Below are 24,574 nucleotides of genomic sequence, written 5' to 3' on the forward strand. Positions count from 1 at the left end.
TTCCTCTTTTCAATCTCTCACTTAGCCTTGCGCCTCGCTTTCCCTTGTTCGTTTTGGGACTGCAAAGATGGGAACTTTTTGTATTCCCTGCAAGTCTTTAAGGCTTTTATTTGTGAAATAATGAAACTTTCTGCCATAAGCGTTTCTCAAGTTTTGTTAATCAGGCTTTTAGACAAAAGGAAGATTTTAAAATACCTTTTCGTACTTTTTCATCTTTTCTAAAATCGGCGCTAACTGGTCCGAAGGATCCCCATCTGAGGCAATTAACTTCTTCATCTTGTCGATGGCCTCTTCTCTCCGCTGCGCCTTATATAAAAGAGCTGCCTCCTGAAAAAGATATCTTGATATATTATTCCCTTCGGCTATAACCATCGCCTTTTTCACCCAGCCTAAAGCATTTTCTGCGCATTGAGTATCGACTGGCGCGTTAACGACCGAATGTATATACATGTAAATTTGATCGGCATCGACTTTGTCACCATACTTGTTGATGAAAGCGTTTGTATGAGCACAAAACCTAGACCAATCCTTCTGCCATTCAAAATACATAATCTGAGAGGCCATCACCACCTCCTCAGCCAAATCAGGAAAACGGTTGGAAACCTGATTTCTCAGTGTATCCCAATTAACATGCTCACTTATCTCTCCGGTATAAATTACAAATTCCTTCATAAACCCGTGCCTAGTCATTTTTCCACCGTTCCTTAAAAATGGCACTGCTATCTCCTCCATTATAATGTCCCTGACCATCCTGGCTGCCTTGGCTCTTTCCGACAGCGAGGCCGCTTCCCTTGAACGCTTTAATAAAACATTGAAACCAACATCAGACATTTTGAAAGATGCGGCACTTAAAAGATTAACCTCATCTGTTGTTAAAGGGTCTGTTCGCTGAGAAAGATACGCATTCGCTATGGGGGTATAATCTGCACTTTCACGTACGGCAAAAGCGACATTCAGCAAGTTTCGCAAGAACGGAGCACCTCTCTGCCCATTATCAAACATAGCCTTGAGTCTGTAATATTGGCCATCTGGATTCAGGGCCGCTTTAGATTGCGTAAGAAACACATCCCCATCCAATCTTCCTTTAATCTTATGCACCAACTTGCCATCCGGATTGAAGAAAAGATAGGTAGGATAGCTGTCGATAGCAAACCTGGCTGTAAGGTCCTTTACGTCGGCATACCAGCGTCTCACTTCTTCATTATCATTCTTTGTACTATCAAACTGTGCCTTTACGTTAATAAAACTCGCATTAAAAAAGTCACCTACATTCTTCCTGGTAAATACCTCCTGATCCATTAACTTACAGGGGCCGCACCAGGTAGTGAAGCAATCCAGGAATATATACTTATTCTCTTTCTTAGCTTTTTCCCTGAGCTGCGCCCAGCTAAGTCCTTTCTCAAATTTGATGCCTGCCGGCTCCTGTGCTGATGAGGTACTACAAAACAGGAATACCGCTAATAGAATGATAAGTCTCATAAGGCTTGTTTTAGGTTTTTAGTTAGTAAATAACAAACACAATATACAATTAGTCGATTGATTATTAAAACGTTAAACAGTATTATAAGTACATGCAAGATTCATTTCAAACAAAAAAGCCCCCTGCTAACGCAGAGGGCTCGAAATACATATATAATATTATTAGTCAGCCAAAGGGAAAGTCATCATTACCCTGGAACCATCCGGAGAAATTCCGTTAATACGCAACATATTATTCTTGCTTGCAGATAACGCTCCGTCGATATCGTCAATCTTGTTGATCGGCTTCTCATTGATACTGGTAATAATGGTTCCCCGCTCGATTCCGTAGCTGTTAAACAAACCACCACGACGAGAATCCGTAACCACTAAACCACCATTGATACTGTACTGCTTCTTTTGTGCGGCGGTAACCGGACTAAAGCTTGCACCCAGGGTATTATATATTTCCGTTACCGAACGGGTGCTCTTCGCAACATTAAGCTGTTCATCTCCCTTAAGCGTAACAGATACGGATCTTTCCTTATCGTCACGCAGGTATGAAAGCTGCACTTTGTCGCCAGGGCGCAGACGACCAACTTTTTCCTGAAGGTCGGCAGATGACATGATTTTCTTACCATCAACCTTGGTAATGATATCACCTTTTTTCATACCCGCAGCTGCTGCTCCACCACCTTCTACAACAGAGTTAACCAACAGACCGCTAATTTCCTTCAGCCCAAGCTCTTTTGATATACTCGCGTTTAGTTCTTGGAAAGTCACACCCACAAAACCACGCTTCACAGCACCGAACTTAATAAAGTCATCCATGATCTTCTTGGCCAGATTCACAGGAATAGCAAATCCGTATCCCGCGTAATATCCGGTCTGAGATGCAATCGCAGCATTGATACCAATCAGTTCACCCCTCGTGTTTACAAGAGCTCCACCGCTATTTCCTCTGTTGATCGCTGCATCCGTCTGAATAAATGATTCAATCGCAGAACTTACCGCAGGTCCCTGAGTGCCGCCGCCTCTTCTCGGCTCAGCCTGCTGCTCATTCAAAATACCGATACTTCTTCCCTTCGCGCTCACAATACCGGCTGTAACAGTAGTATTCAATGTCAGCGGATATCCCACTGCAAGAACCCACTCTCCAACCTGAACATTATCCGAGTTTCCAAGTTTAACAACAGGCAATCCTGTCGCCGCTACCTTTAATAAAGCAAGATCCGTATTCGGATCGCGCCCGATAACCTTAGCTTCAAATGATCGGTTGTCTGTAAGTATTACCTCAATCTTATCTGCATTTTCCACCACGTGGTTGTTGGTAACAATATATCCGTCATCCGTTACAATAACACCAGAACCTGATGCCCTGCTTGGCTGGCTCTGCGTGTTACCTCTGGGCCCGCCGAAGAAATCGCGGAACATCTCCTCGAAAGGATCTCCGCTCCCCTGACTACCTCTTGACCTGGAGCCAGAGCCTCCATACATGGTCTGGATATGCACTACACCAGGAGTTACCGCTGCTGCTGCCTGAACGAAATCCACATCCCCCGCGGATGATACACTGCTTGGATTGTTGGTGAAGAAAACTTTTTGCTTTTCTTCTATTCCCATTTTGCCCGAGGTTTTATCTTCAATAAGCTTATAGCCCCCTATTGCGACCGCACCCCCAAAGATGGCAGTCAAAAGTGTTATACCTATTTTTTTCATATTCATCTATTCTTGTGTTTACATCATCAAATGTAATACCACTTAAACGGTAAAAGCAACCAAACGATGTCATGAGCAGTGTTAAAAAATGTTAAACACGCCAAACAGGCTTCAGTTTTAAGATAATGCTTGTCATCGAATTTTTGTAATCTTGTAATGAATTGAATAACAATACCAATGGAGATGCACTTTTATAAATACCAGGGCGCGGGCAATGATTTCATACTTGTTGACAACAGAGATCGGGCCATAAACCATGAAAACCCCGCCTGGATAGCTTCCATCTGCGATAGACGGTTTGGCGTTGGTGCTGATGGAATGATGTTTCTGCAACTTACAGGTGCTTACGACTTCGAGATGATCTATTATAATTCGGACGGACAGCCTTCCAGCATGTGCGGAAACGGCGGCCGATGCATCGTAGCATTCGCGAAACATTTAGGGGTGATTGATCTGGAAACTACCTTTTTGGCAGTAGATGGCCCTCATTATGCCAAAATTTCAGAAGAAGGGAACTGGGTTAGCCTGCAGATGATTGACGTTCAATCCATCAAGACCGACGGATCGGCGCAAGTACTCAATACAGGATCACCTCATTACGTAGTCCCTGCATCCCGGCTGGCAGAAAAGGATGTGCGATCAGAAGGACGAGCGATCCGATATAACGAAACCTATAAAGAAGAAGGAATCAATATAAACTTTGTCGAGGACAAGAACGATCACTATTTCGTCCGCACTTACGAGAGAGGGGTAGAAGACGAAACCTTCGCTTGCGGAACCGGCGTTACCGCTGTTGCCCTGGCCATGGCTAAATCAAAAGACCAGCGGGGTGACATATCCACCAAAGTCCGGGTACTGGGCGGCAATCTTAACATCCGCTTTCATTATGATGGCAAAAAGTTTACCAACATCTTCCTCGAAGGTCCGGCAGAATACGTCTTCGAAGGCGACATACGGTAGTTCCACGTGGAATTACATCTATACAATCTGATAAAACAATAGAAACATACCCTCAGAAGTATTTACTTTTGCAGGTCTAACAAAACTTTTATGCATAGAACGAATACTTGCGGTGAATTAAATCTTAATGATTTAGGTAAAGAAGTTATACTGGCCGGATGGGTACAGAAGTCTCGCGATCTTGGCGGAATGACATTTATCGACGTCCGCGACAGATACGGAATTACGCAGCTGGTGTTTAATATGGATGAGGATAAAGACTTATGCGCCCAGGCACGTGAGATTTCCCGCGAGTATGTAATTAAGGTAACCGGCAAGGTTGTCGAGCGTTCCAATAAGAACCCCAAAATACCAACAGGCGAAATCGAGCTAAAGGTCTCCGCACTTGAAGTATTAAATGCTGCGAAGCTTCCTCCCTTCCTTATCGAAGACGAAACTGATGGTGGCGACGACCTTCGCATGAAATACAGGTATCTTGATCTGAGACGTGCCCCACTTCGCAACAATATGATCCTTCGCCACAAGATGGCACAGGAGATCAGAAAGTATCTCGACAATCAGAACTTTCTGGAAGTGGAAACACCGGTCCTTATTAAGTCGACACCTGAGGGTGCAAGAGACTTTGTGGTGCCTAGCCGCATGAACCCGGGGGAATTTTACGCGCTTCCGCAGTCTCCTCAAACCTTCAAGCAATTGCTGATGGTTTCCGGATTTGACCGCTACTTCCAGATCGTAAAGTGTTTCAGGGATGAAGATCTGCGCGCAGACCGTCAGCCTGAATTCACACAAATTGATTGCGAAATGGCGTTTATCGAACAGGAAGATATCCTTAACCTGTTTGAAGGTTTAACCACTCATTTGTTCAAAAACGTCAAAGGTATCGAGATTGGTGATTTCCCGCGTATGTCTTACGCAGATGCCATGCGTCTTTATGGATCCGACAAACCGGATACCCGCTTCGGCATGCAGTTCGTTGAACTGAATGAGCTCGCTAAAGGCAAGGGATTTCCTGTTTTTGACGGTGCGGAGCTGGTAGTCGGCATTAACGCGAAAGGCTGCGCTCACTATACCCGCAAACAGCTGGATGAACTTACAGATTTCATCAAAAGACCCCAGGTAGGCGCAACCGGAATGGTATATTGCCGATTCAACGCCGACGGTACCCTAAAATCCTCTGTAGATAAATTTTACAATGAAGAAGACCTGAAAGCATGGTCTGCTGCATTTAACGGCGAGCCTGGCGACTTGTTCCTGATCCTGAGCGGCAATGCCGATAAGGTACGTAAACAATTAAACGAACTGCGCCTGGAAATGGGCAACCGTCTCGGTCTGCGCGATAAAAATAAATTCGCACCTCTCTGGGTCATTGACTTCCCATTGCTTGAGTGGGATGAAGAATCAGGCCGCTACCACGCGATGCACCACCCCTTCACCTCTCCGAAACCCGAAGACATTTCCCTTTTAGACACCAATCCTGGTGAAGTCAGGGCAAACGCTTATGATCTTGTAATTAACGGGACGGAAATTGGCGGCGGTTCCATACGTATCCACGATCGCACATTGCAGTCCCTTATGTTCAAGCATCTTGGTTTCTCTAAAGATGAGGCACAGAAACAATTCGGCTTTTTACTGGATGCCTTCGAATATGGTGCCCCTCCACATGGCGGTATCGCCTTCGGCTTCGACCGTTTGGTATCGATATTCTCAGGACTTGACTCTATTCGCGATGTCATCGCATTCCCTAAGAACAACTCAGGAAGAGACGTCATGATCGACTCTCCTTCTACGATTGCCGACAATCAGATGAAGGAACTTCATATCAAGACAACCGTATAGCCATAGAAACAACTATGAGCTATTAAGCAAGAAGCCCCGGAACAACGAAATGTTCCGGGGCTTCTTTTTATATCGTAGCCTCAGGGCCTTCAACCGAAGTCTCCAGCTCCGTATACCATTCCTCTCCATACTTTCGGATAAGTGGTTCTTTCAGGAATCTATATACAGGTATCTTCAGTTCTTTCCCGAATGAGCAGGCAGGTTTACAAATATGCCAGCGATCATAATTCAAAACATCAAATTCGGGATATGCAGTAACGCGGATAGGGTAAAGATGACAGGAGATCGGCTTTTTCCAGTGGATCTTACCATCCAGGTAGGCTCGTTCAATGGCACATTTGCTGATCCCATTTTCCCACATCACATAAGCACATTCCTTATTGTCGTCGACACATGGAGTCGTGTAATCGCCTTCAAAGTCTTTAACCCAGGTACCGGTCCGCTCAATAGTCGCAATACCAATATCTGTCATGTATGGTTTTACATGCGGATAGATATCCTCCAGAATCTTCAATTCAGACATTTCCAACGGCGCTCCGGAATCACCCTCCACGCAGCATGCGCCTTTACACTTATCCAGGTTGCAAACAAAATTCTCACTTAAAACATCCTCATGCACCAGGGTTTGCTGTACTTCTAACATATCATTCTGAATTTGAGCGCAAAGGTCGGAATAAATGGGCAGAAAAAAAGCCCATTCTCAATATCGCAAACCTTTGGCAGAAGTAAGCTCGAGAGTAACTGAGCCCACCAGGATCTCAACCTGTGCTTTGACAGGGATACGGTTGCCGTCATCTGTGATCCACAGATACAGCTTACTATCCTTCTTGAAGATACGGCCCGGCTTGATAGACGGGTTGAACTTCAGGCAGTTCACCGTTCCTATTGCTGTCTTTACCTGTTCTTTTCCAACATAGGTAATCTTAAGTTCAGACACTTCATCATCAAGAAAATAGGGTATTGAGAATACAGTACCCACTTTGATGCCATTAAGATCAAGACTGCGTGCAAAGTAAAATGCTGATACCAGGTCAAACGTCTTATCCTTACCATTAAAAGTTCCCTTCCTACCGGTAATCTTATTCGTTTGCTGATTGAACCTTACCCTATCCTGTCTCCGGTAGTTCGCTTCACGAATGTTCTCCGTATACAGGTAAGGCAATAGTGTAGTCTGGTCGATATACGAATCATATCGGTTCCGGACCTTGTAGAACAAATTAAATGATGCAGCAGTACGACCCTGTGCCAGCAGATGGTAGACCGACCGGTTATCAAACTTCGTATCTGTCGCCAGCACACTTAAAGTCGCCTCAGCGGCAGTAATAAATCCATAACGGAGCCTGTATTTCAGCTCTTCTCCCGGCTTGAACGCCGGTTCCTTTCTATAGTCAAGGCTTTGAGAGAAAGTCCCCGTGATCCACAAGACGAGTGGTAAAACCAACAACAATCTCTTCATGCTATTCAATTAGTCTTTACGCTTAAAAATGGGCACAGTAGAGCAAGGCTCACCGTACATAATACTCTTGGCAACTGCACTGAGTCTTCTGGTCAGCTCAGCATACGCAGATACCGGCACCGGTATTTCCCCGCAGCCTTTGATAACAACACGCTGATCCCTGTATTGTTCCATATCGATAGCCTGAACCGCCCGGTCAAACAGAACTGCTTCCAGGGTTTCCAAAGACCCAAAAACTACCGTAGAAGCATAAGGCTCCATTTTATTCGCCAGCAGCATATAAGCCCAGGTAGGCACAATAGCATCCGAAGAGCAGGTCAAAGCAATATGCTTCCCTTGATACTGACTCCAGTCGTGTTGTTTGATAAATTCTCTGAAATCCTTTTCACGCAGAAGAAGGCCATGAAAGAGGTTTTCCTTTATATCGTACACCACCCGCTCACCTTCCGCATACAGCACAGCCGGATCAAAGCTGATCAATCCACTTAATGCAACCCTATTTACTATGTTTTCCTGTATTTCCATTTCAATCCACTAAACAACAAATGTCGTGTTTGTTCAACGATTTGTTATAAGTCTAAAGTAAAAACTTAAAACGGCATATTGTTTTAGCATTAAGGCTACAAACTAAAAAATCCCGAAGATAACTCTCCGGGATTCCTTTATGTGCATACTGATTAAGTCTAGAAGAATCTCAATCTGTAATCTTTAACCTCTGCCAAATCACGCAACACTTCCAATACCTGGCCCTGTGCACGCTGATCCAATGCCTGCGCAATTTGTTGTTTCTGATTAATGGTGTTAGTCAACGGTGCAGGATTAGTAAACCCATTTACCTGAACAACATAAACACCCTGCTCTCCTCTGATCACCTTGGAAAGCTTCTTAGGCTGAAGGCCAAAAACAGTTCCGACAACTTTGTTTTCCTGAGCAACACCTGGAAGAACCGGATTTGCAAACACAACGTTCTGTACAGGAGTAACCGGACGGCCAACTTTGGAAGCCACCTGGTTGATAGAAGACGCTCCTTCAAGAGCCTTTTCTAATTTCTCAGCCAGCATCTTCGCTTTAGCACGGTTACGCACTACAGGCTCTATCTGAAGCTTAACTTTCTCTAATGGCAGTGTTCCAACTTCACGAACATCAGTAACTCTTGCCACTACGAAACGGTCGCCCACTTCGAATACTTTTTCAGAGATATCACCTTCTTCAGACTCAAATACCCAGCGAACAAGCTCACGTGGATTCTCAAACCCTGGAATATTCGCTTGTGATGGCGTTAAATTCTCTGCTAATAACTTAGTGACTTTATCTTTCTTCGCTCGCTCGTCAAATGACTTTGCATCCTTTACATCCGAAAGAAAAGCGGACGCCCTGGAGAAAGCCGTTGATTGTGTCTGGCTACTGCTGATCACGGCCTTGTCTACGATTGCCACCTTAGCAACTCTTGATGAACCTACCTGTCTGTCAATACGGATAACATGCGTTCCATACTCCGTAGTCACTACTTTCAGATCACCGGGCTTGCCGTTAAAAACTGCCTCTTCGAAAGTCGGGATCATAGATCCTCTTCCAAAAGTTCCCAGATCACCGCCTTTATCTTTTGTTGCATCGCTACCAAAACGTGAAGCAAGCTCAGCAAAGTTCCCGCCGTTTCTGATAACGTTGTAGATTGAATCTGCTTTTGCTTTAGCTCTTTCCGGACTTCCTTCTGTCGCCGGGCTGATCAGGATATGACTTGCCTTCACAGAGTCAGGACTCATGCGCGTATCAACCAGCTTAGCCAGTTTGTACGATCCGTTTGTAAATATCGGACCCACAACTGTACCTACTGAAGTATTAAATACAACCGAATCCAGCGCAGGCTCTAATTGACCCTTCTTCACATAGCTTAGAGGCATCTTGGTATCCGCATTAATGCTTACGAATAACGAGTCGTTAGGTGTGGTTTTGAAATCAGCAGCAATCCTGTTGATCGCCTGAAGCGCAGCTGCTGTATCACTTTTCGAAGGACTTGCATCAAACGCTACATATTCGATTGTGCGTGATTCCTCTTTATTGATGAATAAGTTCTTATTCTCATTATAGTACTCAGAATAATCTCCGTCAGTAAGTTTTACCTGGTTGTCCGGCAGAGATGAATACTCCAGATTAACATAATTGAAATCTGCCAGTTTATTACGCTGAGTGTATTCTTCACGCGCTTCCAGCGAAGTCACATAAATACTGTTCTTCACCAGGTTGTTATATTTCTGGAACAAGCGATTGCGTTGGATAGATAACAGGAAGCTCACCCATTGCTGACGAACCGGACTGTTAGGGTCCTGGCTTTTCAGATTGTTCTGAAAGTTAGTCAACTGAGCTCTGTCAAGCTGTCCCGTTTCCGGGTTACCGAAAGCCTGAACGATCTGCGGATCAGGATTCTTTCCTGAAACAAGGTCTTCACGTTCCTGCTCTCCTACACTCAATCCAAGTCTCTCGACTTCCTTATTTAGCAGTACCTCAGAAATTTTTTGGTTCCAGGTATTCTCCAAAACATAAGATGCCATCTGTGGGTTCAGTGTAGCCTGCCCCATTTGTTGTTTGAAATTCGCTTCGTTTTGATCTACCTGAGCTTTGAATTCATCGAAGCTGATCTTTTCGCCGGCAACTTCACCAACAGTAGTACGGTCACCACCCATGAATGATCCTCCGTAGCTTACTACATCCCCTACCAAAAATGCAACAATTGCAAAACCTATAGCTCCTACCAGGATAAATCCGGCACGGTTTCGCAAGAAACTCATTATTCCCATATTCAAACTAAATTATTCTCCCTTAAAAAGAGGGCGCAAGATACAATTTTTAAAAAAATATACGAATACAAAATACTTGGTTAGATGTACTTCATATTTTACTGCATTAAACCAGCCCCCGACGGAAAATTTCCGGTTGCATTGAAGATTCTTGACTTCTTAAAAGTCTCGTCACTTTCAAATCCGGTCCCGAACAACACGTTGCCGTTTTTTTGTGTAACCTGAACCATCTTATTGGAATAGAACTTACGTTGTTTCTCATCCCAGATCAGTTCATCTGACTTATAAACGTCGCCTTTTGTATTGGTTGCTACCACATTCTTCCTGAGCTCTACCAAGCCCTCGGCCTCTCGCCTTATGGCATAATCGGATACAATCCGGCTGGTTTCCTGTTGGTTTTCATCATAAAAGATGAGCGTGACCCCTTTTACCATCTCATCGTATTTTTTGTCTTTATAGCGGTCAACCTGCGGAGCGAGCATTTTCGCCTTTACAATGGCAGAGTCACTATAAATTACCTCCACGCCGTAAGACTTGTCTACGGGCAGCAGACTATTGTCAGCCGATACCTTCTCCACATCCCGGAGATCGTTCTCACAAGACTGGAGGCAAATCGAAATCATCAAACAAGCAAATGCCCAGATTCTGACTTTTTCCAACTTTAATCAAATTTATACCTTCTGAACCACTGATCATTCAGTGTAAAGCCGATAGAAAAGTTAACGTATTTCTCGCGCACCAGCGATGCCGAGTTAGGACCACGTTGCCCCAGTTCAGCAGCGAAATTCACTTTATAAAAAGTAGTCCGCGTTGGACTAGCCTGTAACGGGAAACCAAATCCCAGAGTTACCGCCATATCCTTAATGTCTGTATTGTCAAGATTCATATAAGTCTTGTCGTACCTGAATCCTAAGCGGTAGTCGACTACCTTCAAATAACTGCCTACCGAATTGATATCCGGAGTGATCTGGGTCCCTATCGAAACACCGTAGGAGTTGCTGAGGCCCGGATTAATACCAGCTTCCCTGTAATCTTTCCATTTGCCGTATTTGAAATCTGCTCCGAACAACCAATTATTCGCTTTTTCAATAACGAAACCACCTGTATGCATCATAGGCAATTTGATGGTAGATTTTCCTCTTTCGTTTAAATAGGTAGTATCTGATGCCACATCCTCACCCTCTGAAGCTTTCAGATAACGGGATGCGACTGTGCTTCTTTCCAGATCCAGGTTGGGGCCCGAGCTTCCATTATATCCAAGGGTAAGCCTCACCTTTGGAGAAAGGTTAGTGAAGTATTGCAGACCATAGTCAAAGTTAAACCCTCCGATGGAGTTGTTATCCTGAATTCTGGTATTGTAGGCGGTAAAATCATTCGGGAATTCGACTGATTGAGTTTTCTCCAGCTTCCCGAAGAGATACCCGGCGTTGAATCCCACGCTCAGGTGCTTGCCTATCTGAAGACCGTAACCAATATAAAACTTCGATAATCCACCGTCACCCGCATATATCTTATCGATGGCTGTGGTGTCAACGTTACGACTTTGTCTTGACTGATAACCGAGACTGCTGTACGGTAAGAGGCCAAAACTCATCGCCGATTTCTTACTAACAGGTATCGCGAAGAGCAAATGGCTCAATGACCCGGTAAAATCAGTTTCTGATACCCCTGCCCTGCTTCTGTTCATATACTCCGTGGATATTCCCCCATCAAAAGTGGTCATCCTGATCGAAGAATAGGAAGCTGGATTAGCCAGGTTAATATTGTTATATGACCCGGGCTTGCGCAAACCTGCAGAGATTCCGCCCATCGCACGGTTCTGCGGAAGCAAAGGTCCGGTGAGAGCGCCAACCCCGAATTGCGAATAAACAGAACTTGTAGTCGTCTGTGATGAGACACTCAATCCGCTGAAAATGGTTACTACAAATAATATATTTTTAAGAATTTTTGTCATTATACTGATGAATAACTTCGTTTAAACCAATAAGCACCAGGTTCGGCTCGGGTTCAACAATGTGCGCAAAGATGCTATTTTTCAGCCGACTGACAAAAAAATTCGCATCCCCTCCGCATATCAGCACCTTAAGATCCGGAAACCTTGTTATATAACTATTTATGAAGCCAAACAGCTCATGATAAGTCCCCGTCATGGCGCCCGCTAATATCGCCTCTGATGTGTCTCTGCCATAATCCGCATGGAACTCCTTTTCTATCGGCACCAAAGGCAACCTTTCTGTAAATGCATTCATGGACCTCAGCCTCATTTGTAGTCCGGGTGCGATTACCCCGCCAAAGTATCGTCTTTCCGAATCAATGAAATCATACGTAATGCAGGTTCCGGCGTCAATGACTAAACAATTACTCTCCGGATACAAAGCTGCGGCACCTATTATGCCTGCCAGTCTGTCGAGACCCAGCGTATTGGGAGTTCTGTAACGGTTATCAATCCACCAGGAGTCTTCTGCAGAGAAACGGAGCAGAGGTACATTTCCTTCAAAAACGTCTTTGTAATCCTCCGGATTCTCTTTCACCGACGAAATGATAGCATTGTCAATACTCCGCAACTTCAATAAATTCCGAACCTCTTCTTTGGCGCCCCCGCCAAACACATGGGTTTCTTTCAAATCGTACCCATTGAACAGCGCAACTTTAGTCAGAGTATTACCTATATCTATAACAAAGTTTAGCATTGCGTTATACAAAGTCGCGGAATCGGCCTGAATCTCATATCACAAAATTATCTAAATTTTGATTGCTATCGGCTGGTGAATTGTTAAAAAAGGTTAATGAACCGAGCCGTAATTTAAAAAATCTGAAAATAAATAATACAGCCTACCAGTATTAGATAAAGGGATTCGTAAAACCAACGTTTTTGCGCGGAGATGAAATAATGCGCAAGGAAGATCGCTAACGGCGGAAGTGTGAGGATGAAGTGATAGATATTGTACTCCGACTTAATGTAAAATGATAATGCGGCAAAAAGAAACATAATCAGTAAGGTCAAATAAGATTTCCTTACATGCACATTACTTCTATTCAGCTTCTGACTGATCGTAAGAAAAGACAGAAAGGAAAGTGCTATAACGGGCACCAGCACGGTGTAATCATACAAATTAACCGCAAAATCATTCGGGAAGGTCGTTGCGAAAGGAAAAGCCGTTGCCGAAAGAACGCCCCAGGAATCGTTAAGATAGTTCAGCACCGCAAGGAAAAGACAGACAGTCAGAAACCCGGTAATGCCCGAAACCCACTCCCGCCAGTTAAAAGGCCTGAAGATCAGCAGCACAATCCATAACAGGAGCAGCATGGCTATAAACGGGAAATAAACCAGGGTACCGGCGCCAACAATCATTCCCATATCAAAAACCACGGCAATAACATGGTCTTTCCTGTATATACTCAGGAATTTCTCAATCAGCCATAACAGAAAAAAGTTGGCGATAAGTACCGGACTGAGTACTACGAAAGGAGTAATCAGCGCGGTTAGAGTAACATACATCAGCGCGGGAAGAAAGGTGGGCTTGGGCAACAGGTTGTAATTATTAACCATTCGGTTAAGTATCAGCGCCTGAATAACCGATATGATCACAGCGTAGAACACGCTGCTAAAGGGACTGAAAAAATCGGCAGGTAGCTGCAGCAGTACACCCGTATAGGGTTCCACCAACAGCACATTCAACGACTCAGGCAAATTGAATAATACCCCCACTCTTATGAGCACAGCTACAATAAGCAGGAGTAAGATATTGATGGGATTTATTGTTCTGAACTGATTGATCATGCGGGTTGTCCCTGAATAAAGCGCAATATTAGGAACTTTTTCTTATCCTTTCTAACTGCTTCAAATGATGCCGTGTATGAATGTCGATGAATTTTAACCATTCTTCGCAGTTCAGCATCCCAAGACGGGCATGCCGTGTCCGCTGATGCGCAGGAACTTTCATCAATTTGGGCAACAAATCCTGAAGCTTGTTGCAAAAAACAAGCATGTCATTTCTGGCCTCCTCTTTAGTTACGGGTTTCACTATCGACACCACTTTTGCATGTGCTTTTATCTTCAGCGGAGGAAACTTGCCCATATAAAGAATGAGTCGCGCAATAAGATTAGGGCCAGATGTCCGGTGACCAAACTTCGCGTAAATACATCTCTCGGCGGCAAGCATCGATCTCACGTTTACCTGTATAACATGGCAAAAGACTTCCGAATAAGACCAGCCTCCACCGGGCGGCGACTGAACAAACTCGTCCTCATCTATCTCCTTAAGCCAGGCAAGATAACTTGCTAAGGCATCTTTGATAGACGATGCACTGGCTTGCAGACTCATAAGATCTCGATTAAGTCTTCCAGGTGATTGATCTGCATTTTCACATCATCCGGCACATCTTGTCTCCCTGGGTTGAAAAATATGGCGTCGATGCCATAACCCATAGCACCCCTGATATCAGCCTCTATACTATCGCCTATCATCACGCTTTTCTCCTTAACCGCTCCGGCACCTGCCAGGGCATACTCAAATATCCTGCTGTGTGGCTTGTTCACACCCACGTTTTCTGAGATGACGATCGTGTCGAAGTACTTGCCGAGGTCTGACCGCTCAATCTTCGTTTGAGCCTGTTCTTTGAACCCGTTAGTGATTAAATGTAGCTTGTATTTTCCCGAAAGGTAGGAAAGCGTCTCGTGCGCCTTGGGAAACAAATTCGTTTTGGTAGGACAGGTACGTACGTACAGATCTTCGAAGCCTTCCGGTATGAGACTTCCACAAACACCCATATCTTCGAAAGCGAGTCTGAACCGTGCTTCCCTCAGTTGCTCCTTAGTGATATTCCCCAGATGATACGAAGACCAGAGCGAATGATTATGGTAGGTATATTTTTCGATGAACGTATTCACGCAACCGATGCCCAGCTCCTTCAGCGAATAAGATACATAAAGTTCCTGAAGCGTCTCTTCTGCATTCTTGTCAAAGTCCCAGATCGTATGATCCAGGTCGAAAAATATGTGATTGTATTTCATGAAGCAAATTAATCCTTAATTCCGTAGGCCAGATCACCTGCATCTCCAAGTCCGGGCACGATATAAGCTTTGGTCGTCATCTCCTCATCTATATCGCCTAACCAAAGGCGGGCGCGCGGCAGGTTCGCCTTAACATGGGCTACACCTTCTGTACTCGCTATTAAAGAAACGATATGAAGTTGCTTAATCTTATACTTGTCCATTAATTCTTTGCAGGTAAGCACCATACTGCGTCCCGTAGCCAGCAAAGGATCGGCAACGATCACTATTTTACCATCAAGGTTCGGTCCGCTCACATACTCTTTCTGGATCACAAATTTACCATCCTTACCGGTCTTTCTATAAGCCGCGATGAAGGACGAATCGGCCCGATCGAAAAAGTTAAGCAAGCCCTGATGGAGCGGTAAGCCGGCTCGCAGAATGGTGGCCAGTACCGGGTAATTTTCAACCACCGATACAGAAGCGGTTCCAAGCGGCGTCTCGAATTCCGTTTCCACGTAATCCAGCGTCTTGCTGATCTCATAGGCGAAGATTTCACCCAAACGTTCTATATTTCTACGAAATCGCATGCTATCCTGCTGGATTTGGGCGTCTCGTAGTTCCGCAAGAAAATTATTGCCTATGGTCGGATTTTCAGTTAAAACAAACATCGGGTAAAATTACAGATTTTAGGAGATCAACACTAATATTCAGTTGATTTGAAGTAAATATATGTCCGGAACAACGCTATCCTCTGGACATTGATCCCGATAATATGTATTTTTGAATAGATGGATTTTAAATTAATATCGGATTATCAGCCGATGGGTGATCAGCCCGAAGCGATAAGACAATTGGTAGAGGGTGTGCGCGGGGGAGAAAACTATCAAACCTTATTAGGGGTGACCGGCTCCGGTAAAACCTTCTCCATTGCGAATGTCATTGAGCAAACGCAAAAACCCACCCTGATCCTAAGTCATAACAAAACTCTGGCTGCGCAGCTTTACGGTGAGTTCAAGCAGTTCTTTCCGGAGAACTCCGTTAACTACTTCGTATCGTATTACGACTACTACCAACCGGAAGCATATATAGCCACCACGAATACCTATATCGAGAAAGACCTCCAGATCAACGAGGAGATTGAGAAGCTACGTTTACGAACCACCTCCTCCCTAATGTCGGGCCGGAGGGATGTCATCGTTGTTTCTTCCATATCCTGTATATACGGTATGGGAAACCCCGAAGATTTTCACAACTCCGTGTTCAGTTTCGCCGTAGGAACCCGGATCGCCAGGAATGCTTTTCTCCACAGGCTTGTGGAAATCCTCTATGCACGTACCACAGCAGATTTCAAGAGGGGAACTTTCCGGGTAAAAGGCGACACAGTAGATATATACCCCGCCTATCTGGACCACGCCTACCGCATATCGTTTTTTGGCGATGATATAGAGGAGCTTACAGCAATCGATCCGGCCAGCGGAAAAACAATCGAAAAGATGACCCATATGGTTGTCTATCCGGCAAATCTTTTCGTCACTCCGCGCGAACGCTTTACTGAATCTATCTGGGCAATCCAGGAAGAGCTGGAGACACGCAAGAAGCAGTTAGTTGATGAACAGCGCTTCCTGGAAGCGAAACGACTGGAAGAAAGGGTGAACTATGATCTCGAAATGATGCGTGAGCTGGGCTATTGCAGTGGGATAGAGAACTATTCACGCTTCTTCGATGGCAGGCTACCCGGAATGCGTCCATTCTGCCTGCTCGATTATTTTCCTGACGATTACCTCATGGTCATCGATGAGAGTCATGTTACCGTGCCACAGATAAGAGCAATGTACGGCGGTGACCGATCGCGCAAGATTGCTCTCGTAGACTATGGATTCAGATTGCCGGCTGCACTGGACAACAGGCCGCTCAACTTCGAAGAATTTGAAAGGCTCGCTCCACAGACGATATATGTAAGTGCCACTCCCGGCGACTTTGAGCTGGAAAAATCAGACGGTGTTGTTGTAGAGCAGGTAATACGTCCGACCGGACTACTAGACCCGCCTATCGATATCCGCCCGGTTATTAACCAGGTCGATGATCTTCTTGACGAAGTTGATAAAACGGTGAAGATGGGAGATCGCGTGCTGGTCACCACCCTGACCAAGCGAATGTCCGAAGAGCTCGCCAAATACATGGACCGGCTCGGAATCAAGGTTCGCTATATTCACTCAGAAGTAAAAACCCTCGAAAGGGTAGAAATCTTGAGAGGACTACGCCTTGGAGAATTCGATGTGCTGATCGGGATTAACTTGCTGAGGGAAGGACTTGACTTACCGGAAGTATCACTTGTAGCCATTCTGGATGCAGACAAAGAAGGTTTCCTGAGATCACACCGCTCCCTGATCCAGACCATCGGTCGTGCCGCGCGAAACGACCATGGGCGGGTGATCATGTATGCCGACAATATCACCGACAGCATGCGCATCACCATAGAAGAAACCAACCGCCGGCGCGACAAGCAGATTCAATACAACGAGTTGCATGGCATCACTCCTACCACTGTAGGAAAATCCAAGGAAGCCATCATCGAGCAGACCTCGGTTGTAGACTTTAAGGGCGGACTTCAAAAAGTATATACCGGTATGGATGAGGCTGTCAGTATAGCAGCAGACCCTATCGTACAATACATGACGAAGGCCGAACTGAAGAAGGCAATAGAAAAGAGCAAGAAAGACATGATGGTAGCAGCCAAAGATATGGACTTCCTGATGGCAGCCAAGATGCGCGACGAGATGTACGCATTGGAGAAAATGATGGAAGAACGCTTTGGACAAAAGAAATAGAACATGAACGGACAGAACAGAAAAGATATATATCCCGGACTTGAGGTAGACATTATCCTCAAGCAGGACCAGCGCAGCGGAAAATTAACAAGGGGGATAGTGAAGAACCTTCTGACCAGCGCAACATACCATTCAAGAGGCATAAAAGTACGTCTGGAGGACGGACAGGTCGGTCGCGTAGCCAATATTCCCGATCAGGATGAAGACTGACGAGGGTCTTCAAAATGTAATTCTTAGCTTACACTTGTAATAATTCACCTATTTTATCGTCATATTTGCATTAGACTATGACAGCATTACTTAAATTTTTACTGATAACGATCTGCGTGATGTGGCTTTTGCGAATGCTTGCAAAGCTGTTACTACCTTTTCTTTTCAAAAAAATGGTCAGCAAAGCGCAGGAGAAGTTCAAAACTTCCTACAATCAGCAAACGTTTGGCGGACAACAGCAATATCGTTCAGAACCTCGTAATAATGGTAAGATCAGTATCGATTTTATCCCCCCAAAAGATAAAGAAGCACGTGCTGCAGATAAAGCCGGTGATTTCATTGACTTCGAAGAGGTAAAATAGCCACTATTCCATATAAGGTATTTGCCATACCCTAAAAAGTTCTATTTTTGGTCTCCAATTAAAAAGATAGAATGAGTAACTGGTTTAAACGAAATGGCATACATCTGGCCATCATTGCGCTCTTTATAGTATTATGCTTTATCTATTTCAGCCCTGCACTTCAGGGTAAGGTGCTCTACCAGAGTGACGTGATGCAGGCAAAAGCGATGCAGAGCGAGATCATGAAGTATAAAGCGGAAGACGGAAAGGCTCCCTTGTGGACGAATTCCATGTTCGGAGGAATGCCCGCTTATCAGATCTGGGCACAGTTTCCAAAGAACTTAACCTCTTACGTCGTTTCCTTCTTCAGCGCGGTGTTCCCTAACCCGGTCTATAACGTATTACTCTATCTTTTGGGTGGCTATCTGATGTTCATCGCGTTAAGGGTTAAACCATTGCTCGCTGCCGCAGGTGCCATTGCCATCGCATTCTCGTCTTACAACTTCATTATCATTGAAGCAGGACACACCAATAAAGCATTCGCTATTGCCTTCTTTGCTCCGATTGTTGCAGGTGTATTGATGACGCTCAGAGGACGCTATCTGTGGGGATCAGTTATTACGGCGTTTTCCCTCGCCATGGAGATCAGAGCCAACCATATCCAGATGACCTATTATCTGTTCCTGGCTCTTCTGATCCTTGCCGGCATTGAATTATACCATGCCTACAAGAATAAAACACTACCAGCATTTGGTAAATCTATCGGATATCTGGCTGGCGCGGTTATTTTAGCGGTAGCTGTAAACGCGAGCATGCTATGGGTAACCTATGAATATGGACAGGAAACCATCCGCGGCAAGTCGAACCTGAGTCAGGATGCCTCCGCAGGGAAGCCATCTTCAGGTCTTGACCGTGAATATGCCTATACCTGGAGCCAGGGCGTCGGCGAGAACATTACGTTCTTAATTCCCAACGCCTATGGCGGGGAGTCAGGCCACCGTCTGGATAAAGATTCTGAAGTAGGTAAGACACTGGCAGCGAAGGGAATTCCTCAGGAGCAGGTTGAAGCCGCTGTGCAGCAGTTGCAGCAGTACGGCCTGATCAACACCTATTGGGGAGATAAACCATTTACTTCCGGTCCGTACTATTTCGGCGCCATCGTCTGCCTGCTCTTTGTACTGGGTCTTTTTCTGATCCGCGATCGTATCAAGTGGTGGATAGTTGCTGCAACAGTTCTCAGCTTATTCCTTTCATTTGGTAAAAACCTACCGTTTATCTCCGACCTTTTCTTCGATTACTTCCCACTGTATAACAAGTTCAGGGCGGTTGAATCCATTTTGGTCATCGCCGGCCTCCTCGTTCCCATACTTGCAATCATGGCGATTCAAGAGCTTGTTTCGGGTAAGCATGAAACAAAAGTACTTCTGAAGAAAGCTGCCTACTCGGTTTATATTACCGGGGGCATTATTTTGGTTATCCTGATTCTTCCCGGACTATTCCTAAGCTTTAAGGCGAGTAACCACCAGCAGGTGATTGAAGGGCTGACGCAGGCGGTAGGCGATCAAGGATTTGCCAACTCACTAGCCAACGCACTTATTGAAGACCGTACGAGCATGGCACGTGCAGACGCGTTGCGCTCCTTAATATTTGTCCTTATTGGTGCCGGACTTGTATGGGCGCTTATCAAGAAGACGATCAAGCAGGAGTACATATATGCCATATTTGCAATTGTAATACTGATCGACATGTGGGGAGTTGATCGTCGCTACCTGAATAACGAAAAATTTGTTGAGAAAAACACCCTTGAGCAGAGCTTCCAGCCTCGCCAGGTTGACGAGCTGATCCTTCGCGATCCAAGCCTCAACTACCGGGTTCTGGACCTAACCACGAATACCTTCAGTAACGCAACCGCTTCCTACTTCCATAAGACAGTGGGTGGCTATCATGCTGCGAAGCTGAAGCGATTCCAGGAAGTGCTGGATAAGCAATTCAATAATGCCATCAACGAAGACGTACTCGATATGCTGAATACCAAGTACGTCATCACCAATGATGAAAAAAACCAGTCTCAACGTATACAGAACAGAAGCACGGCCTGCGGAAACGCCTGGTTCGTATCTAACGTTCTTTGGGTGAAGAGTGCTGATGAAGAAATGCAGGGAATCAACAGCTTTGATCCTAAGAAAGAGGCTATTGTACACGAAAGCTTCAAGTCACTTATCGATGTTAGAAAAGCAGGTGTCCCTGATCCGAATGCGAAAATTACTTTGACGAAGTATCACCCGGACCACCTGACCTACGAATACACCGCAGGCAAGGATATGATCGCCGTATTCGCTGAGGTATGGTATGATAAAGGCTGGAATGCCTATGTGGATGGTGAAAAGATTCCGTATTTCAGAGCGAATTATATTCTTCGTGCCGCTCAACTCCCTGGTGGAAACCACACCCTGGAGTTCAAGTTCGAACCGGTATCTTATTATGCAGGAGAAAATATTTCTCTGATCGCATCTATTCTTCTGATTGGAGGAATCGGATTCGCCGGTTACCGCGAACGTAAGAGAGGGAACAAGTAAATTTTGATAAACATCTTGAAAAGGGATAGTCGGTGATAACGGCTATCCCTTTTTCTTTTTAAATCTCTTTATGATTGTTTTCAGGCTTGATTCTGAGCTTCTTTGGAACTTTTCTGAATTTCTTTCTGAACTTCTTCAGACCCTCTTTCGATCTCCTTCGGAACAACTGCAAATCTTCTTTCGACCCCTTTCTCAACTCCTTCCAGGCAGCCTCTTAGTCTCGCGCATATTAGCATTTCCCAAGAGTCGACTTATTGACGCAGCTGCTCCCTCTTTGGGTCGTATTACCTTCGACATTTATCGAAGCTGGTACGACGTTGGTACGGAGTTGACTCGAACCTGATACGGAATTTATAAAAGCATAGTCAAAGTATTCCCGAAAAGGGTATGGTAAGATAGTACAGCCTAGGGGGACGATTAATCGTTAGTACGTTTGTGAAGGAAATAGTAAGCAGCGAGCTTCATACTGATGACAACATGGTTCAGGATATTCGATACAGTACCGTAGTGCTTGCTAAAGATCTGGAAGCGTTCTATAAGGCTCTGCCTGTGCTTGCGCTTGGACATCCCACCTACAAGGTATTTGGCCACATACATACCTGCAAACTGGGTTTTTTTAGCCTTTTTGATGGCATTTAGTATCCAGTCGATATCGGCGCTTAGCTGATAACGGGGATCATAGGGTATAACAAGCGAGCGGCGGATATAAATGGCCTGGTGACTGACACTCATGCCGTAGCGGAAACTGGAATGCCTTAATCGTTCAGGAGCCTGATGGCGCCTGCGACCCAAACTTTCCCAGCGTTCGTTATACATCTCCGTCTCTCCGTAATAGATATCGGCATTATCTGCCGACGCGAAGATCTTGGCTACCGTGTCGGGAGCATATATCTCGTCGCCGGAGTTCATAAACAGCACGTAGTCGCCGGTGGCGAGTGCGAGTCCTTTGTTCATGGCATCGTAAATGCCGGCGTCTTTCTCGCTGATCAGCTTACTGATCCTGGATTCATGACGATGAAGGATGTCCAGTGTACCATCAGTAGATCCCCCATCAATAACGATATACTCGATGTTCTGATAGGTTTGATCGACCACAGAACGAATGGTACGCTCGATGTCTTGTACATTGTTGTAAACTACGGTAACGACCGACAGAAGGGGCTTAAACTTTGAATTCTTGCCTTTACCGGATACCTCATTATATAGAGCGATGTGTTTAGCTGCAATTACGCTTTCAGAAAAGCGGGTCAGTACGGCTTCCCTCGCCGCTATATTCAACTGGTTGCGGTCCGTACGTCCGTATATCCAGGAGATTCCATTGGCAAAGTCATCTGCGGACTTGTACTGAGCAAGGTATCCATTTTCATGATGAGTAACCATGTCGGGGATACCGCCGGTGGTAAAGGCCACAACGGGAGTTCCGCAGGAAAGGCTCTCCATGACGGTATTAGGCAGATTGTCTTCGAGCGATGGGGTCAGAAATACGTCGGCAGCGCTGTAACACATGCTGAGTTTCTCATCATCGGATATCGTGCCCAGGAATGTCGTGTTGACGGCAAATTCTGGCACATTGGCTGTGTCCTTATTTCCGAAGATGATCAGCTCGACATCTTGCTTGTCGACCATTCCTTTGTCGACGAGTATCTGCAAGGCTTCCAGCAGGTAAGGTGTTCCCTTATGCAGATCTTTGCGGGAAGGCATAAAGCCACTTAACATGATAAACTTATCCTCAGGCAGTCCGAGGGTTTTTCGGGCAACTTTCTTATCCCAGGGCTTGAATATTGTCGTTTCGAGGGTATTGGGGATAACTTCTACCCTGGAGTGCTTCAGCAGAGAACTGCGACGGATGGAATCGTGCATCCAGCGGCTCGGAGCTACGATGGAGAAATTCAGTTGCTGATAGGCCTTATTTTTCCGCTTCCAGATCTTGTGCGACTGGTCGTCAGGATTTTCATTTTTAAGAAGGGGACAATTGCCGCATTCATTTTCGAAATGGTCACAGCTATAGCGAACATGACACCCGCCGGTGAAGGCATTGCTGTCATGAAAAGTCCACACCACAGGCTTACCCAGCTTACTGAGGCTGGCCAGGTCTTCGGGACGCAGGAAGGCGTGATTTATCCAGTGAATATGGATAATATCGGCGTCTTGCACAGCCTTGTTTCGAGTGATATTCTTTCCCCAAAGCGCTGCCGAGAACGGAATCTTCAGGGGTTTTGATATGTAAGAAGAGTAATAGCGTTCGAATAAGATACCGAATGCGGACAGGCCACGGGATATCAGTGAGGATGAAAAGGTTTGAACCTGTGGATTAGAGCCGAATTTATAGCTAACCCAGACTTGCGATTGCAGGCCTTCGGCAAGCAAAGCCTGATGCAGCCGGAGACATGCGCGGCCTGCACCCCCATTCCCATCGTATGTGTTTATATGAACTACCTTCACAGCCCCTAAAAATACATCTTTTACCTGGCTTTGAGCTTGGTGATGACATGGTTGAGGTAGCGGATACCGCGTTTGAGTAAGCTTCCTTTACGGTTTTTAAGGAAATCTTTCAATACGGCGAAGGCTTCGGGGTGCTCCTCTATGACTTCAGGGTAACTGCTTATTCTCTTTGGATAGATCGGGCTGCGATAAATCTCACCGACTGCGGAGTGTACACCGCTGCCATCGTGGCCGATATTATCGATTAAAGAAACCCGCGGGTTCAGGGAAAGACCCTTATTCAGAAACACGGACGCGTACCAGCGGATAGCCCAGGAGTTGTTTTTACCCTCCTTGAAATGCTTCATGTGCTTCCAGAAGTTCATGGCCCCTTCGACCTCGAATGCATGCTTAGACTCCCGGTCGAACTTGCTCATCAGCAAATCGATATCCGGCTCAAAGAACTTCCACGCCCGGTCCCAGGTGGCCCAGGCTTGACTGCTTGCTATTCGCAGGAAGAAGGTTTCGGGAAGATTGTTCTCTTTGAGGTTGTACATATAGGCCGTGATATGCATCACCTGGTCGACATGCTCGTACTTTCTTAGTCCCTCATTAAAATACTGAAGCGTATGTGGCGAGGTGATGACGTCGTCTTCCAGGACGATCACCTTTCCGTACTCTTTGGAAAGTCGGGTAACGCCATCAATAACTGAATTGGCTAATCCGTAATTATGCGGGCGCTTTACCACCTCCACACTTTTAAAGCCCTCTACGCCGGCAATCATTTCACGAACTTCGTTTACCTTTTCCTCATCACCGGGTCGGGCAGCGTCTGAAAATATAAACAGGCGTGATTCTTCGGCCAGATAGTTTTTCTTGAGAAAAGCGATCGTACGGCGCGCATGATCGGGACGATTGTAGACAAATAAAGCTATAGGTGCCGGATTTTGCATAGTATGCAAAACTAACAATTTTCTC

At 45.4% G+C, this 24,574-nt stretch carries 21 protein-coding genes; 6 read left to right on the top strand and 15 right to left on the bottom strand.

Annotated elements, in window-relative coordinates:
• Window positions 1-186: 186 nt before the first annotated feature.
• Both B0I27_RS15370 and B0I27_RS15375 read right to left on the bottom strand, forming a co-directional pair.
• Window positions 187-1,479: a thioredoxin family protein gene (locus tag B0I27_RS15370; protein WP_106294964.1), complete on the bottom strand. Its 1,293-nt coding sequence runs from the start codon at window positions 1,477-1,479 to the stop codon at window positions 187-189.
• A 162-nt stretch (window positions 1,480-1,641) separates the two neighbouring features.
• Window positions 1,642-3,177, bottom strand: coding sequence for a Do family serine endopeptidase (locus B0I27_RS15375; RefSeq protein ID WP_181276803.1), 1,536 nt, complete (start codon window positions 3,175-3,177; stop codon window positions 1,642-1,644).
• A gap of 177 nt (window positions 3,178-3,354) precedes the next feature.
• Between B0I27_RS15375 and dapF the strand changes: the two genes are divergently transcribed.
• Together dapF and aspS are read left to right on the top strand one after the other, a co-directional pair.
• On the top strand, window positions 3,355-4,137 hold the full coding sequence (dapF, locus tag B0I27_RS15380; protein ID WP_181276800.1) for a diaminopimelate epimerase: 783 nt from the start codon (window positions 3,355-3,357) through the stop codon (window positions 4,135-4,137).
• 90 nt (window positions 4,138-4,227) lie between these two features.
• The gene (gene aspS / locus B0I27_RS15385; RefSeq protein ID WP_106294970.1) at window positions 4,228-5,973 is read left to right on the top strand and encodes an aspartate--tRNA ligase; all 1,746 of its coding nucleotides are present in this window, start codon (window positions 4,228-4,230) and stop codon (window positions 5,971-5,973) included.
• 67 nt (window positions 5,974-6,040) lie between these two features.
• Here aspS and B0I27_RS15390 read toward each other — a convergent pair whose 3' ends face one another.
• The 11 genes from B0I27_RS15390 to upp all read right to left on the bottom strand — a co-directional run bounded on the left by B0I27_RS15390 (window position 6,041) and on the right by upp (window position 15,888).
• Window positions 6,041-6,616, bottom strand: a complete 576-nt coding sequence (locus tag B0I27_RS15390; protein WP_106294972.1) for a DUF3109 family protein — start codon at window positions 6,614-6,616, stop codon at window positions 6,041-6,043.
• A 57-nt stretch (window positions 6,617-6,673) separates the two neighbouring features.
• Window positions 6,674-7,429 carry a DUF3108 domain-containing protein gene (locus tag B0I27_RS15395; RefSeq protein WP_106294974.1) on the bottom strand — a complete coding sequence of 252 codons (756 nt, stop codon included), beginning with the start codon at window positions 7,427-7,429 and terminating at the stop codon, window positions 6,674-6,676.
• 9 nt (window positions 7,430-7,438) lie between these two features.
• The gene (locus B0I27_RS15400; RefSeq protein WP_106294976.1) at window positions 7,439-7,954 is read right to left on the bottom strand and encodes a DUF2480 family protein; all 516 of its coding nucleotides are present in this window, start codon (window positions 7,952-7,954) and stop codon (window positions 7,439-7,441) included.
• A 158-nt stretch (window positions 7,955-8,112) separates the two neighbouring features.
• Window positions 8,113-10,215, bottom strand: coding sequence for a peptidylprolyl isomerase (locus tag B0I27_RS15405; RefSeq protein ID WP_342751882.1), 2,103 nt, complete (start codon window positions 10,213-10,215; stop codon window positions 8,113-8,115).
• Between the two features lie 107 nt (window positions 10,216-10,322).
• A complete protein-coding gene (lptC, locus tag B0I27_RS15410; RefSeq protein WP_146133142.1) occupies window positions 10,323-10,883 on the bottom strand; it encodes an LPS export ABC transporter periplasmic protein LptC in 561 nt (186 codons plus the stop codon).
• 2 nt (window positions 10,884-10,885) lie between these two features.
• Entirely contained in the window at window positions 10,886-12,178 is a 1,293-nt protein-coding gene (gene bamG, locus B0I27_RS15415; protein ID WP_106294982.1) for a BamG family beta-barrel-assembly machinery protein, read from the bottom strand.
• Window positions 12,162-12,914, bottom strand: a complete 753-nt coding sequence (locus tag B0I27_RS15420) for a type III pantothenate kinase (RefSeq protein WP_106294984.1) — start codon at window positions 12,912-12,914, stop codon at window positions 12,162-12,164. Before B0I27_RS15420 ends, bamG begins: the two co-directional genes overlap by 17 nt.
• Before the next feature lie 113 nt (window positions 12,915-13,027).
• A complete protein-coding gene (locus B0I27_RS15425; RefSeq protein WP_106294986.1) occupies window positions 13,028-14,005 on the bottom strand; it encodes a DUF6427 family protein in 978 nt (325 codons plus the stop codon).
• A 28-nt stretch (window positions 14,006-14,033) separates the two neighbouring features.
• Window positions 14,034-14,549 (bottom strand): DinB family protein, encoded by a 516-nt coding sequence (locus tag B0I27_RS15430; RefSeq protein WP_106294988.1) that lies wholly within the window; start codon window positions 14,547-14,549, stop codon window positions 14,034-14,036.
• Complete coding sequence (locus tag B0I27_RS15435) at window positions 14,546-15,238, bottom strand: YjjG family noncanonical pyrimidine nucleotidase (RefSeq protein WP_106294990.1); 693 nt, start codon at window positions 15,236-15,238, stop codon at window positions 14,546-14,548. The genes B0I27_RS15430 and B0I27_RS15435 overlap by 4 nt, the downstream gene beginning before the upstream one ends.
• Before the next feature lie 8 nt (window positions 15,239-15,246).
• Complete coding sequence (upp, locus tag B0I27_RS15440) at window positions 15,247-15,888, bottom strand: uracil phosphoribosyltransferase (protein ID WP_106294992.1); 642 nt, start codon at window positions 15,886-15,888, stop codon at window positions 15,247-15,249.
• Between the two features lie 120 nt (window positions 15,889-16,008).
• On the opposite strand from upp, the gene uvrB reads away from it, so the two are divergent.
• From uvrB to B0I27_RS15460, 4 genes are all read left to right on the top strand, one after another.
• Window positions 16,009-18,048, top strand: coding sequence for an excinuclease ABC subunit UvrB (gene uvrB, locus B0I27_RS15445; protein WP_106294994.1), 2,040 nt, complete (start codon window positions 16,009-16,011; stop codon window positions 18,046-18,048).
• A gap of 3 nt (window positions 18,049-18,051) precedes the next feature.
• The gene (locus tag B0I27_RS15450; protein WP_106294996.1) at window positions 18,052-18,258 is read left to right on the top strand and encodes a YwbE family protein; all 207 of its coding nucleotides are present in this window, start codon (window positions 18,052-18,054) and stop codon (window positions 18,256-18,258) included.
• A gap of 77 nt (window positions 18,259-18,335) precedes the next feature.
• On the top strand, window positions 18,336-18,620 hold the full coding sequence (locus B0I27_RS15455) for a DUF4834 family protein (RefSeq protein ID WP_106294998.1): 285 nt from the start codon (window positions 18,336-18,338) through the stop codon (window positions 18,618-18,620).
• A 71-nt stretch (window positions 18,621-18,691) separates the two neighbouring features.
• Window positions 18,692-21,175, top strand: coding sequence for a YfhO family protein (locus B0I27_RS15460; RefSeq protein WP_106295000.1), 2,484 nt, complete (start codon window positions 18,692-18,694; stop codon window positions 21,173-21,175).
• 417 nt (window positions 21,176-21,592) lie between these two features.
• Here the strand turns inward: B0I27_RS15460 and B0I27_RS17845 are convergent, their stop codons facing one another.
• On the bottom strand, window positions 21,593-23,617 hold the full coding sequence (locus B0I27_RS17845) for a glycosyltransferase (protein WP_342751883.1): 2,025 nt from the start codon (window positions 23,615-23,617) through the stop codon (window positions 21,593-21,595).
• A gap of 20 nt (window positions 23,618-23,637) precedes the next feature.
• Window positions 23,638-24,549, bottom strand: coding sequence for a glycosyltransferase (locus B0I27_RS15470; protein WP_106295002.1), 912 nt, complete (start codon window positions 24,547-24,549; stop codon window positions 23,638-23,640).
• Window positions 24,550-24,574 lie beyond the last annotated feature (25 nt).

The organism is Arcticibacter pallidicorallinus, assembly GCF_003002875.1.
Lineage (GTDB): Bacteria > Bacteroidota > Bacteroidia > Sphingobacteriales > Sphingobacteriaceae > Arcticibacter > Arcticibacter pallidicorallinus.

Coding starts and splice junctions, on each gene's coding strand:
- B0I27_RS15370 (WP_106294964.1), bottom strand. CDS start 1,479: ATGAGACTTATCATTCTATTAGCGGTATTCCTGTTTTGTAGTACCTCA.
- B0I27_RS15375 (WP_181276803.1), bottom strand. CDS start 3,177: ATGAAAAAAATAGGTATAACACTTTTGACTGCCATCTTTGGGGGTGCG.
- dapF (WP_181276800.1), top strand. CDS start 3,355: ATGGAGATGCACTTTTATAAATACCAGGGCGCGGGCAATGATTTCATA.
- aspS (WP_106294970.1), top strand. CDS start 4,228: ATGCATAGAACGAATACTTGCGGTGAATTAAATCTTAATGATTTAGGT.
- B0I27_RS15390 (WP_106294972.1), bottom strand. CDS start 6,616: ATGTTAGAAGTACAGCAAACCCTGGTGCATGAGGATGTTTTAAGTGAG.
- B0I27_RS15395 (WP_106294974.1), bottom strand. CDS start 7,429: ATGAAGAGATTGTTGTTGGTTTTACCACTCGTCTTGTGGATCACGGGG.
- B0I27_RS15400 (WP_106294976.1), bottom strand. CDS start 7,954: ATGGAAATACAGGAAAACATAGTAAATAGGGTTGCATTAAGTGGATTG.
- B0I27_RS15405 (WP_342751882.1), bottom strand. CDS start 10,215: ATGAGTTTCTTGCGAAACCGTGCCGGATTTATCCTGGTAGGAGCTATA.
- bamG (WP_106294982.1), bottom strand. CDS start 12,178: ATGACAAAAATTCTTAAAAATATATTATTTGTAGTAACCATTTTCAGC.
- B0I27_RS15420 (WP_106294984.1), bottom strand. CDS start 12,914: ATGCTAAACTTTGTTATAGATATAGGTAATACTCTGACTAAAGTTGCG.
- B0I27_RS15425 (WP_106294986.1), bottom strand. CDS start 14,005: ATGATCAATCAGTTCAGAACAATAAATCCCATCAATATCTTACTCCTG.
- B0I27_RS15430 (WP_106294988.1), bottom strand. CDS start 14,549: ATGAGTCTGCAAGCCAGTGCATCGTCTATCAAAGATGCCTTAGCAAGT.
- B0I27_RS15435 (WP_106294990.1), bottom strand. CDS start 15,238: ATGAAATACAATCACATATTTTTCGACCTGGATCATACGATCTGGGAC.
- upp (WP_106294992.1), bottom strand. CDS start 15,888: ATGTTTGTTTTAACTGAAAATCCGACCATAGGCAATAATTTTCTTGCG.
- uvrB (WP_106294994.1), top strand. CDS start 16,009: ATGGATTTTAAATTAATATCGGATTATCAGCCGATGGGTGATCAGCCC.
- B0I27_RS15450 (WP_106294996.1), top strand. CDS start 18,052: ATGAACGGACAGAACAGAAAAGATATATATCCCGGACTTGAGGTAGAC.
- B0I27_RS15455 (WP_106294998.1), top strand. CDS start 18,336: ATGACAGCATTACTTAAATTTTTACTGATAACGATCTGCGTGATGTGG.
- B0I27_RS15460 (WP_106295000.1), top strand. CDS start 18,692: ATGAGTAACTGGTTTAAACGAAATGGCATACATCTGGCCATCATTGCG.
- B0I27_RS15470 (WP_106295002.1), bottom strand. CDS start 24,549: ATGCAAAATCCGGCACCTATAGCTTTATTTGTCTACAATCGTCCCGAT.